The 13321-nt window shown below is 47.5% G+C and carries 9 protein-coding genes; 3 read left to right on the top strand and 6 right to left on the bottom strand.

Annotated elements, in window-relative coordinates; genetic code table 11:
* The first annotated feature begins 4 nt into the window (after positions 1-4).
* The 3 genes from N836_RS52380 (at position 5) to N836_RS52385 (ending at position 3828) form a co-directional block, all read left to right on the top strand.
* Positions 5-1981, top strand: a complete 1977-nt coding sequence (locus N836_RS52380; RefSeq protein WP_023072832.1) for an ArnT family glycosyltransferase — start codon at positions 5-7, stop codon at positions 1979-1981.
* Positions 1982-1997: 16 nt separating this feature from the next.
* The gene (locus N836_RS78195) at positions 1998-2123 is read left to right on the top strand and encodes a helix-turn-helix domain-containing protein (RefSeq protein ID WP_071789053.1); all 126 of its coding nucleotides are present in this window, start codon (positions 1998-2000) and stop codon (positions 2121-2123) included.
* Positions 2124-2412: 289 nt separating this feature from the next.
* On the top strand, positions 2413-3828 hold the full coding sequence (locus tag N836_RS52385; protein ID WP_031292752.1) for an MATE family efflux transporter: 1416 nt from the start codon (positions 2413-2415) through the stop codon (positions 3826-3828).
* 187 nt (positions 3829-4015) lie between these two features.
* On the opposite strand, the gene N836_RS52390 is transcribed toward N836_RS52385, so the two are convergent.
* From N836_RS52390 to N836_RS52410, 6 genes are all read right to left on the bottom strand, one after another.
* Positions 4016-4867 (bottom strand): p-loop containing nucleoside triphosphate hydrolase superfamily, encoded by an 852-nt coding sequence (locus N836_RS52390; RefSeq protein WP_023072834.1) that lies wholly within the window; start codon positions 4865-4867, stop codon positions 4016-4018.
* A gap of 53 nt (positions 4868-4920) precedes the next feature.
* Positions 4921-8001, bottom strand: a complete 3081-nt coding sequence (locus N836_RS52395; protein WP_023072835.1) for a hybrid sensor histidine kinase/response regulator — start codon at positions 7999-8001, stop codon at positions 4921-4923.
* On the bottom strand, positions 8001-10397 hold the full coding sequence (locus tag N836_RS52400; protein ID WP_023072836.1) for a methyl-accepting chemotaxis protein: 2397 nt from the start codon (positions 10395-10397) through the stop codon (positions 8001-8003). Before N836_RS52400 ends, N836_RS52395 begins: the two co-directional genes overlap by 1 nt.
* Before the next feature lie 45 nt (positions 10398-10442).
* Complete coding sequence (locus N836_RS73320) at positions 10443-11036, bottom strand: chemotaxis protein CheW (protein WP_023072837.1); 594 nt, start codon at positions 11034-11036, stop codon at positions 10443-10445.
* A gap of 95 nt (positions 11037-11131) precedes the next feature.
* The gene (locus tag N836_RS52405) at positions 11132-11497 is read right to left on the bottom strand and encodes a response regulator (protein ID WP_023072838.1); all 366 of its coding nucleotides are present in this window, start codon (positions 11495-11497) and stop codon (positions 11132-11134) included.
* Between the two features lie 142 nt (positions 11498-11639).
* Positions 11640-13049, bottom strand: coding sequence for a response regulator (locus N836_RS52410; RefSeq protein WP_023072839.1), 1410 nt, complete (start codon positions 13047-13049; stop codon positions 11640-11642).
* Positions 13050-13321 lie beyond the last annotated feature (272 nt).

A 13321-nucleotide genomic window follows, 5' to 3' on the forward strand; every position in this document is an offset into this window, starting at 1 on the left:
ACAAATGTTTGCTATTTTTCCTATAGTCAGTCTGATCCTATTAGTACTGATCGGCTCAAAGCTTTTTCAGCATAAACGAGAGGCGCTACTGGGAGCCTTGATGGCTTGGGCTGTTATTGTCACCGTTTTAACTGAGGGGCTAAGCCTAATCCGAGGGTTTAATCCGGTATTGTTAACCTTGACCTGGTTTTTGATCACAGCAGGGCTCGGAGTTTTTCTGTGGCAAGCCTACGGTCCCAGGCTAATTAAGGCTGCGCCTGGCTATTGGTTGAATCCGGCTCCATTTATTAATTTACCAGTGACCCTCAAGCTATCGACGGTGGGGATGACCATTGCTTTATTGGCAATCGGCGTCACAGCGGTGATGGCGGCTCCTAATCACTCCGATTCGATGGAGTACCATCTCAGTCGGATTATGCACTGGATTCAAAATGGGACGGTAGCGCACTATCCCAGTCATAATATTTTTCAGCTGTATCAAAACCCCTGGTCGGAGTTTGCGATCGCACATCTGCAAATCCTCAGCAATGGCGACTATCTCAGCAACTCTGTGCAATGGGTCAGCATGATCGGCTCGATGTTTGGCATATCGCTAATTGCCAAAGAGCTCGGTGCAGGCCGCAACGGTCAAATTTTAGCCGCGATCTTTGCTGGCACCATGCCCATGGCCGTGTTACAAGGGTCCAGCACCAACAATGACCATGTGGTTACCCTGTGGATGGTCTGTTTTGTCTACTTTGCCCTGGTTACCATGGGGCAGGGGTTGAACCCCATCCGGCTAGTGTGTTTAGGTACCAGTCTGGGGCTGGCAATTTTGACTAAAGGCACAGCCTATATTTACGCCTTTCCCTTTTGCATCTGGCTGCTGATTTGGGGCATTCGCCGTTTGAAGTGGCGCATGGTCAAACCCATGGTCGGGATTCTGGCCATTGCCATCGTTATCAATGCTGGCCATTATTTCCGCAACTATGCCCTATTTGGTACTCCCCTGGGCTCACCGGGGGATGAAACCGGCACAGCCGTTGGTCTTACCTATCTGATGTCCAACGTCGTTAGAAATCTAGCTCTCCATGCCGACATTGTGAGAAACCTGCATCTAGATGGCTTGATGACGCCCACCACAGGGCTGACAGAAAAGGCGATTACTATTTTTCACAACATCATTGGTGTAGACGTCAGTGACCCGGCCATTACCAGTGCGAAAGAGTCGAGATTTTATGTCCCCAGCATTTCGTTTAATGAAGATAAAGCGGGTAATCCGTTGCATCTAGCCATCATTCTGATCTCATCTGGGTTACTGCTGATCAACAGTCGGCTACAACAGCGGCGACGGTTATTTATCTACTGGTTAACCACAACAGCCACCTTTCTCCTCTTTTGTCAGCTGCTGACCTGGTCCTCGTCTCGCTGTCGGCTACACTTACCCATTTTTGTTCTCTTTGCAGCCCTAGTGGGCACCGTGATTGGCCATTCACTCAATCGTAGAGTGGTTAATATTCTGACAATCTTTCTAGTGTTGCTGTCATTGCAGTGGGTGTTCAACAACGATATCCGACCCCTGACCGGAGAGAACAACATTTTTGCTAGCCCGCGTTCAAGGGAATATTTTAATACCCAGCCCGCATTAGAAGGGATTTACACCAATGCGGCCAGCGAGATCAATAATCAAAGCTGTACCAATATTGGCATGGTGTTTGAAAATATCTCCTTTGAATATCCCCAATGGTTGTTACTGAATGCACCCCGCCGTGGCTTTCAGATTCAGCATGTGAATCTTGACAATGAATCGGAGCCCCTATCGAGCCAGCCGCGCTATAGCCGATTTGAACCTTGTTTAATCATGAAAACAGCCTCTCGGGATGTTGATGCTCCCTTAGAGGCAGAACTGCAGGTTGATGGCAAACGCTATCGAGAGATCTGGCAACAGACTGAAGAGGCGAGAAACTCCCAGAAGTCAGTACAGCTATTTGCCACCAACTAAGGAATAACGACTTTTAATTGAAGGAAAACTCACGATCGCCGCTATTGCGCTAGAGGTTGGATTTGCCCATCAAAGCTATTTGAATTGCCACTTTAAGCGATGGGTGGGTGCCACACCCAAAGCCTTGATCAATAGTCAGTGAGAATGTGCAAAAAATCAGGAGAAGCTGCAAGAGCCTAAGACCTCATTAGCTGGATACTTCATTTATTCATCCAACTCCTGATTTAGGAAACGCCTGCAAATGTCGCATATTCTATATCTAGACTCTAGCCCAAGAGGGAGTCGTTCGATTTCGCGTACTTTAACAAAGGAATTTGTATCAAGCTGGATGCAGCATTCCAGCAAACCTTAAAGCCTACATCGACCAAATTGTGCGCGTAAACAAGACCTTTACTCTGGATTGGGAGGGTTTGTTAACCCAAAGCTTTGCAATGACTTCTCACGCTGAATTAAATTTGCCTGCGGCAAGAGTTGACTCACAGGGAAAACGTCGTGTGGACTATCGACGTATCTTACTGCTGGCATTTCCGCTATTTCTTAGCAATGGAGTTCAAGCAGTATTAAATCTTACGGACGCTTGGTTTATCGGACGTCTCTCGACTGATGCGATCGCTGCGATGGGAGCACTGTACTTTCTCATTACGGTGCTGTTTATTCTATTTGGTGGGGTGGGTATGTACGTGCAAACCTTGGTAGCCCAGGCATACGGAAAGGGTCAGCCATTCCAAGCGTCGCAGGCAGTGAGTCTCGGATGTTGGAGTGCTTTATTGCTTACACCGCTATTTATTTTTCTGGCTTTTCCGGGGGGCAAATTGCTCTCGCTGTTTCAGCTTTCTCCAGCAGTTGAACAGTTAGCCATTAGTTATTGGACGCCGCGACTCCTGGGATTAGGAATTGCAATTGCCAATTTGGGCTTGGCTGGCTTCTTCAATGGTATTGGTAAGACCAGAATTACTCTGTGGATATGGATCTCCATTGGCCTCATAAATGTCGTTCTGAACGAGGGATTGATGTTTCAGTTAGGCATGGGTATGGCAGGGGCAGCATGGGCAACGACGCTCTCGCTCACGATAGGTACAGTGCTTTTCCTAATGGTTTTTCTGAGCGGTAAGATTCACCAAGACTTTCATTCGCGTAGAGTTTGGCCACCTCACTGGCAAATGATCCGTTGTTTGGTTTCTATGGGATTGCCACTGGGATTTCTCATGACTGCTGATTTAATGGGAATTTCCCTGTTTCAAATCATGCAGGTTAAGCTCGGTGTTGTTCCGGGGGCGGCTACTCAAGTTGTGATGATGTTGACGTCTACGGCATACATGCCAACATTGGGCATCGCTCAAGCAGGCACTACCTTAGTTGGACAGTCAATTGGGGCAGGTCATCGTCCCTGGGCAAAACGGTTAGGCAACATTGCGATCACCCTGTCTGTACTCTACTCAGTTTCAGTGAATGCTTTGCTTGCATGGAACGGACGGTGGCTAGTACCGATATTCGTCACAACAACTGACGGCCAAGTTGAAGCTGTTATTCAACTGAGCCAAACATTACTCTGGTTGGCTGTGGTCTACAACGCTTTCAATGCCTTGAATATTGGCAGTGCTTTTTGTCTTCAGGGTACTGGTGATATCAGGATGCCTAGCCTGCTCGCCATTCTCTTAACCTGGTTAGGTTTTGTGCCCTTTACCCATATTCTGACGTTCGCTCAGGGCGAAGGACTGGTCAATTTTCTACCGCAGTTAGGGATCGGCGTTTTTGGCGGGTGGATTGCCGCAATTCTGTTTACTCTGGTGCTGAGTGCATGTCTATTGTGGCGATGGCGGTCAGGCGACTGGCAAAAAGCAGGTTGAATCAAACTAGCTGAAGGCAAGGGCATGCCCGTGAGAGCAGATCTGAAGGCCACCAATTCTGGGGGGCTTACAGGGAGGTATCGACAGTAAGTGCTATCGACGACCGAACCCCCTCCGTCTACGGCACCCTTGGTAAGGAGAGGAAATTCAACAACACAATCTCACGCTGGTTTTTCCTACTTAGCCCCTAAGCAACCGACTGACATAGGTCCATTAACGCGGTCTGACAGTCACTATGGGCCTGTTGAGCCCGCTCAACTAGCTCCGGTGGAAATGACTGAGTGAGCTGCCGTTGCGATCGCACAATCTTACCGGCCTTAATCTTGCCCTTAGAATCACCGACTCCTTTCATGCCAGTAGTTTTGAGCACTGTATACTCTTCTGTAAACGGGGTTCGGGTCTGCAAAAACTGTTGGAGGGTGGTGAGCACCTGTGGCGTTTGATCCAGCAGCTGCTCATAGGTCACCACCAGCATCCGAGCTGGGTCATTAATCAGCTGCGCATAGGTCACCAACATGGCCATGCGCTCAGCATAGTACTCAATCGTATCCTGCTGATTCCAGTGGGGTTTGAGGTCGGCAATACTGGCCAGACTCCGCTGTGGCTCTCGCAACAAAAAGATGGCATAAACCTGCTCAGACTCCAGAAAGTCATGGTTCAAGAACTTTTTGTTATGCAGCACCTTATCCATGACGTACTGATGATTCATGCGCAAGTTACGCACATCCCCCAGGGTGCGAAAGTCCTGGGCTTGCCAGTACACCTTTTTGAGCAACCCTTTAAAGTCATTGGCATCAGCATAATTAGTATGGGTTTCCCCATAGCCAATCACCTCTGGATTGGTGGTTAACAAGTGGGTTAACAACGATGAGCCCGACCGCATATGGCTAAGCAGCAGCAAAAATCGATAGGGCTGAGGGCGAAACGCGACTGTATAGGGACGATTGACTGCCTCAATCCGATAGTTGAAATAGGTCTGCACCAGATCATTTTTATACTCGCGAATCCGCTGCCGCCACTGACCTAATGTTGATGCCATAGGGTTTCCTGAATGGGCCTAAGGGTGAGCAAGCTAAATGCTCTAGGTATACGTTACCCGATTGCACCCATCAGCTTTTCATTAACCGTCAGCGCTTTTAATTCCTTCAGCAGCTCTTGCTCGTTATAGGGTTTTGAAAAGTAGGCGGTTGCCCCTAGGTTCATCGCTAACTTGCGGTGTTTTTCACTACTCCGCGAGGTGAGCATCAAAATCGGTAACTCCTCATATTCCGGCTGCTCCCTCAGCTCTTCAAGCACACCGTAACCATCAAGTCGCGGCATTTCAATATCACAGATCACCGCCGCCACCGTCAGACCGTTGATCAGCTTATCCACGGCTTCGCGACCGTCTTTAGCCTGTTCCACCAAATAGCCGGAGCGTTCTAGCGTAGTGGCCATATAGCGTCGCGCATGAATGGAGTCATCAACTACCAATATCCGGGTGCCCTGGGACTGGATAGCCATGCTTGGGAGCGCAGGCTGCACGGGTTCGGGTTCATCGGCCAGCCATTCCATCAAACGAATGGGATCAACCAGCGGAATGACTCGGCCATCGCCTAATACCGTGACTCCGCTAAACCCGGTAGGCAAGGGCAAGGGACTGGCCACTGGACGGATGGCTACTTCCAATTCCTGCCAGAAGCGGTCAATATTCAGGCCGTAGCAGTTTTGCTTTTCTCCGACCACAACTACCATGGGACAATTAATCAGCGGTTGACCACTCATCTCTGGCGATCTAGACCGCATCACCCAGTACTCTTCTAATCGAATTAGCGGAATGGAGCCTTCTTTCCAGGGTATGGATGACTCGGTCATCTCGATAGCTGGCGTTCTGATCACTTCTTGCACCGTATCAACGGGAACGGCAAAAATAGAGCCGTTACGCTCCAGCAGCATGACCCGCACAATCGAGAGGGAGAGCGGAATGTTGATGCTAAACGTAGTGCCTTGCCCCAGCTCTGTGGTCACCTGGATATCGCCCTTTAAGTCTTGCAAGTTGGTGCGGACCACATCCATACCATAGCCACGCCCTGATAGCTCAGTTACCTGGTCGTTAGTACTAAAGCCTGGCTCAAAGATAAAGGACAGCAGTTCCTGACGACTCATGGCATCAATTTGAGCAGTGGGAAGACCGTATTGATGAATGCGATCGCGAACACGATCTAGATTAATCCCGCCGCCGTCATCGCTCAGAACAATCACCACTCGGTTACCACGATTCACCGCCCGCAACGAAATCTTGCCGACAGCAGGCTTTTGTTGGGCAACACGGTGTTCAGAGCTTTCAATCCCATGGTCAAAGGCGTTGCGTAATAGATGCATGAGCGGATCGCTCAGCTGATCCAACGCAAATTGCTCAATCAGGGTACTGCCACCTTCAATCTCAAGCTCCACAGTTTTCCCATACTGCACCGACCAGTCTCGTACCGCTCGGGGGAAACGTCCGACAATCGACTCAAACGGACGCATCTGGGTCTGAGTAATCCGGTTTTTGAGCAAACGACTGGTGTAGTTAAGTCCGCCAACTGCCTGGCCCATTTCATTCAGACCCAGTTCAATATCGTGACTAACCTCCTCAAGTTTCACAATCGTCTCCATATGCTCTTGAGCTAGCAAATGGAGCTGGGAGTAGCGATCAAATTCTAGGGCATCTAAATCTTCGGGCGCTGCCACCTCAAAAGCCTGAGGCTTAGTCTGATCGGTACCATTCATGCCGATACGATTGCCAGCAGGAGCCGCCATGCCTCCATTTTCGACCATCGCCCCAAGAGGGCCTTCCATGGACGCCTGGTCATACCATTGCCGGAGCTTAGTATTAAAGGCGGCCAGGGCAGTCATCCGTTCTTGCATCAACTCACTAAATACCTGGAGCTGATCTAGTTTGAGATTAACCGCATTTCGATTCAGAATCAGCGCCTCAAAGTTAGTGTTAATGCGCTTGAGTTGTTCAACCGAAACCCGCACCGTGGACATTTTTTGCCCCCTCGGAGCAGCACTGGGCGGCGGCGCACTGAGAGGGATAGGTGAGACAACGGCTGGACTCACTGTGGCTTTAATCGGTGCCACAGGTGGCTGCTCCGGCTGATGGTCAGCCGGAACTGGCTGATCAACGATGTCTGGATCGGGTTCTAGAGACAGTTTTGCAAACTCCGCCTGCAATGCCTCTAGATCAACTGACTGATCAATGGGATTTTGACTGACCAGTTCACTCTCTCCGGGCTCAGAGTCTGGTAAAAGCTCAATGCCTTCTAAGGACACTAGCGGATCCTGTGACAACTCAAGCTCACTCTCCGCAGTTGGCAGCTTCACCAAAAGCTCTGGCAAAGAAAATTCACCTAAGTCACTGGGATCTGCATTCGCAATATCGGCAGATACTTTTAATTGGTCAGGCAGTCGTTCTGTACGCCCCAAAAGCACCAGTGAGTGACTCCGTCGCCAATTTTTCATCGCTTGATGTGCGATCGCATCGACCAACTCAGTTTGAGCAGACAGACAATGCTCCTGGACAGAACTGCATAGGGATACAAATGGCTCCAATTGAGCCATCATGCCAAACTCAGACATCCGTTGAGCCATGGCAACCGTGGCTTGTCTGAGGTCATCTCCCTTGAGCTGGGATAGCTCATCTTGAAATTCTTCGAGACAATCTTCAACACTTGTGGTGAAGATCACTACATCAAGATTTTCATCATTGTCTTCCGACAAGAGACGGGCTTCGTCTTCCGGGGTAAGATCGCCTAAATACTGGTTTAGCTGAGTAAAGACAGGTTCAATATCAGTGGCTAACCACGTCGGGTCGATAGTCTCCTGCATCTGATAATGCAGACGCACTGACCGCAAACAGTCCACCCCTTTTAACAGCAAACTTTCTAAAGAGGTATCTACCGATAATCGTCGGGCTCGCAGAATTTTAAACGCATCCTCTAGCTGGTGAGCAACCTGACTCAGCTCAACAAACCCCATCATGCCAGCAGTTCCCTTAACAGAGTGAGCGGCCCGCATGGCAATATTGATTTGACCCAAGCGATCATCTGCTGTTTTTAGCCCCAGCAAGACGGTTTCAACTTCCTCAAAATATGTTTCTGCTTCTGCCAGAAAGGTCAGTCGAGCTTGTTGCTCCTTATCTAATTCCATTATTCTACTTCAACCTTAAATTGCTCAACAGACGCTTGTAGTGATTGGGCTACTTGGGCAGTGCTTTGAATCGCTTGGGCCATCTGAGCAGATTCTTGCGATCGCTGTTCAGAAGACTGAGCAGATTTTTGGATCAGCTCAGTCACAGCCACAGATGCTTGAGTTTGGCTAACCGTGGACTCTGAAATATCCTGCATCAGTCGGTTGATTTGTTCAGATTTAGCCAGCACCTGCTCCAACTGTTGCTGGGTCATTTTAACCAGGCTGCTACTATCAACCACCTGGGCAGTACCTGTTTCAATAGCTGTGACTACCTCCTGGGTCTCCGTTTGAATATCAGCCACAATTTGAGCAATGGCCTTAGTCGCATTGGCCGATTGTTCCGCCAGGGAGCCAACCTGTTCCGCTACAGCAGTAAAGCCCTGTCCCAACTCTCCAGCCCGAGATGCCTCAACACTGGCATTGACCGCCAGCAAGTTAGTTTTTAGGGCAATCTCATCAATCAGACTGACCGACTGAGCAATCTTCTGGGCAGATTCCCCTAATCGCTTAATCTTTTTCGCAGTTTCACCAACCGTTGAGCGCAGATCTAGAATACTATCTGCTGTTTTTTCCATGGATTGCGCACCTGCTTGAACCGTTACATAGGTGTCATTCGTCAAGTTAGAAGCTTGACTAGCGTTTTGGGCAACCGTCTGAATGGATTGACCCATCTCTTGAACCGCTACCATGGTGCTCTGCATAGAACTGGCCTCTTCCACGGCCTGATCAACCAAGCTAAGAATTTGTTGCTCGTTAGTCAGCAATGAGCCACTCACCTGACCGGTTGATTGTTTTACATTGACAGCAATATCTCGCAGGTTTTCAATAATCGCGTTGAACAAGTCAGCCACAATACCCACGTCTCCAGCAGACAGCTTGGCCCGCACCGAGAGATCACCGTTTGCCGCATCACCCACTTCTTCCATCAGCTGGGTAATGTCCTGTTCTAGTTTTTCCCTTTCTCGCTTTTGCTCATTGGCAAATTCTTTTTGCTGCTTAAGCGACCCCTGCAGCTGTTCTAAAAGGTTGTTAAACCCTCGACCTAGAATCTGAGTTTCAAAGGTTCCCTCAACACGGGCACGGGCATCTAGATCTCCTCCTGCTGCTTGCTGGGCCACCTCAGTGAGTGTTTGCAATGGTTGAGAAAGCCTACGGGCTAGCGATAGGAGTAAACCACCCGAGGCCGTACCCAAGATGATGGCAGTGATAACAAAGACCAGCAGCAAGGTCAGTCCCGCCTGGTCAAGCACAACAGCGTCCTCTGACGAAACCGCCACCCAGGGTAGATCGGTGACTGTGGCGAAACTATAGTTTCTGCCTTCAAAGGATACAACAGCCTCTAAGACTTCTTGCTCTAGTCCCGGTACTCGGCTGACTTCAATGATGTTAGCAGCTGTTGCTTCCTGTAATTCCTGGACAAAAACTTGGGGACTATCCGACTCACGTCCGAGTTTTGATGACAAGGCCTGGGCAAACTGGGCAATGATTTCACCGCCAACTACCTCTGCACCACCCTCTAATTCTTCGATGACCGGTACCGTTGCCAACGCCAGGCCGCTGCGGACATCGACAATTTGTACACTCTGGGTGTCACCAAGCGAATTACTCAAATAGGTTGCAATTCGATTACTTAATACCTGCTGAGATAGAACCGCTCTAACGACTCCGACGATTTCTTCAGCTGATGTCGGGAAGATTGCCCGAGAAAGCGATACACTCGCCACATTTGCAGATTCATCAAATTTTACAGGTTCAATATACTCGCCAAATTGCGTAGACTGCAGCCACCAGTCCTCATCGCTTTGCACAAAGTCAGTAATTGGGTTACTAATACCGACTGTGAGGCCATTTTGTTCGGTAATAAATATCTCATCCAGTTCTTCAGCGGCGACTACATCTGCTAGATACTGATTGACTGCTGCATTGGGCTCTAGTAACCTCGTCTGAGCAAACTGTTGCTCTAGCTCCTCAACCGATCTATCAATCAGTTCATCTTCTTCAGCCTTAGCATTAGCTTGAGCCAGTGTTGTTTGAATAGACGGGCTAATTACTAATTTCTCTAAAACTTTAAAGCTATCCTCTACAAAGAAGCTGGCTGCTTCACTCGCCAGAAAGGCTTCTTGTTTGAGAGCAAAGATCACATCCGCATTCTCAGCCCGCTTGGTGACAATAATCCCCAAGCCACTGGCTACTGCAAGGGGCATCAAGGTCACAGGCAACAGCGTTTGTAGCAGCTGTCTACTAAGCGGTCGTCCCCCTTGCTTTTCTGCCTTAGAAATTCGGGGAAGTTGTTTCTGAACCGAAGTAGCCCGTTGAATCTGATCGTTATTTAATGAATAGTCCTGCGCAGTCATGGTGGTGTCCTAGTTCGCTACGTTAACCAAAAAAGATATCTAACTCTAAAACTCAACTGATGTTAGTGATCGAGCCGCCCCAATCGCTTCAGCACTTAGGACAAGAATGACTTCATCATCAATAACAACCTGACCACTTAAGTAGGGGTGGAAACTAGCATCTACTTCGTCGACAGGGGAGATAATATCTTCTTGTAATAAGCGGACAGAACTTCTGATTTTAGGGACAACCAGTCCTAAATAAAGCTCTTCATCTGTACTGGCATCAAGTCTCTCTATATTAGAGTCGGTTGGCAAAGCCCGAATGACCACTACTTCATAGGATTGAGAAGGTTCTAGAACGATAGGTAACTCTAACAATTGGGCTAGATTAATTGCCCAAAAAACCTGATCTTTTGAGCTCATTAACCCCAACACCGATGACGGCATATTAGGCATCGGTGTTACGAGCTGAGTTGGGATCAACAGACTCTCTTCAACCCAACTTAACGCTAAAGCAATAGTTAAATCAGGGGTCAGCTGCACTCTCAAAAACTGTTCACCGCCAACAGTTTTTGGATTAAATACATCAGGTAAAAGCTGTTGAAGACGATTCGCAGTCTTTAACGTCTGAGTTGAGGGGGTAGAAGAAATTTGCATGGGGGAATGAGTTGAAGACGATTCGCAGTCTTTAACGTCTGAGTTGAGGAGGTAGACGAAATTTGCATGGGGAATGATGCGCTGTTTTACGTAAATTACAAAACTGCAAATCGGACAGCGTCAGCTAATTGCTGAGCAGTGCAAGGTTTGACTACATATCCAGCAACACCCTGCTTTTTAGCCCAACTTTGATCCATCTTGCGACTTTTTGTGGTGCAGGCAATAATCGGAATGTTAGCTGTGTCCGGATCTTTCTTGAGCTTCCGACAGAGTTCTAAGCCAGTCACTTCAGGCATTACCAAATCTGTCACAATTGCATCTGGACGGTCAAACGCAATTTTTTCCAGTGCTTCCGAACCGCTTGCAGCTGTTGTTACAGTGTAGCCAGCCTCTTCAAGATAATGGCTAAGCAAATCCAGTTCGGATTTAACATCATCAATGACCAATACTTTTTTTGCCATGTCTTCAATGCCCTATTACTTACAGTTATAATTTTTATCTTGAGTTGCCGTTTATATCGTTTTATCTGGAAAGAGATTCATAGTTAATTTATTGCTGCATGCACAATATAAAGTGATTATGGCGCTTGACCTGATGTTCAAATTATTCCATCCTGTTAATTTTAAACTTCAGATGGGTGTCTAATAAGTCCATCAGTTGTGATTTTGAAAATGGTTTTTCTAAATAGCCAGCTGCGCCTGAAACCTGAGACTTTGCTTTGTTTAAGGCCCCTGTATTGCTACTGATCATAATAATTGGGACATCTTTGAACATATAGCTTCGCTTTAAAATCGAACATAGAGAATTGCCGCTTATACTTGGCATTGAGATATCCATTAAGACTAAACTAGGCTTCCTGGTGCAGATTTGAGAGATAGCTTTTACTGGATCTAAGATAGTTTGAAGCTCAAAATGAGCTGGATCAAGATAGCTTTCTATCTTTTCCAGCATGGCCTGACTGTCATCAATACAGATGATTAAATGTCTTGGCCTAACTATGCCTGAGTTATTGTTTTGAAAAGTGCTACTTTTTAATTCGTTAGAGTTCGACTTATCTTGATTTGAACTCCAGGTATTAGCAGTAGAGCCATTCTTCTGCACAATGCTATTACCCACAGCAACAGACTCAGCAGGAATCGGCTCAGAAGGAATTGGCTCAGAAGACTTATTGATAACCGGGGTATCTGAGTCTTTAACCGTATTGGAGACAAACTCAGACGACTGTTGTTGCTTAGTTGGCAACCAGGGCAAGCGATTTAAAGGAGGTAATGGCGGCCATAGCTTGATCGTTTGCTGCGCAATATAGGGATAAAGTAACTGCGCCAGCTTAGTTTCATCCTGTTTGATAGTTTGAGCTAGTTGACGAATACTGGCTCCCTGCATTAAGCGAACTAAGGACTCTAACATTTTTTGTGAGAGTCCTCCTTGGGGCACAGACTTATCCAGATCATCCAGGCTTTCGCAGTAGGGACGCTGGTGAGGAGAACAAATGCGATCGCTAATAGACTGCCATACTTTAAGTCTTTCAGACAAATGATTAATTAAGGCAGTGAGTTCTATCCCCTGACTTGTTGCATGCCACAGCTCCTGAGGAAAAGGGTACCAAACAACAGTAGCGCTTTCTAGACCCACGAGGGCTTCAACAGCATCTTTAGCTAATTTAGCCAGGATTTCTCCCGCTTGCTCTACTTCGAGAAAATTATACTGAACAAACGCACCGACAACCTTACTAGTCCAGTTGAGAGCTTGCAAACCTGTCTGTTCGGCCTGGCGTCTATACACCTTCAACTTGGTCAATTGCCAGTAAACAGGCAGCAAGGCTTCATAGCCTAAACCCGGCAGTGTTGTCTCTACAGTATTTAAGTATTGCAGTGAATGTGCCGCAAATATCAACTTGCCATCAATGATATCCAGGCACCACTCAACATCTTCACTAATGATATGCACTCGTCCAGTTTGACGAGATTCAAGTGTCTTACTTAAAAAAGATATTGCCTCAAACGACTCATACATGGTGATCTAAGAAAATCAATATTGTCATAAACCCAATCACGTTTTATATCTTCTCAGGTTACTATCAGAGCATCCTGGTGCAGTTCTGCAACAAATCAGACGTCCCCTCTAGAGAAGAGCAACAGTAATTTATATGCTGCGGTCACAAATATAATTAAGGTAATAAGGACTAGGATGACTGGCACTAAATTTCGCCCAATTAATATTAATTACTATCTAAGACTTCTGCAATCAGTAACTCTAAAAGACTTTAAAGAAAAACACCAGCCAGT

The organism is Leptolyngbya sp. Heron Island J, assembly GCF_000482245.1.
GTDB lineage: Bacteria > Cyanobacteriota > Cyanobacteriia > Phormidesmidales > Phormidesmidaceae > Leptothoe.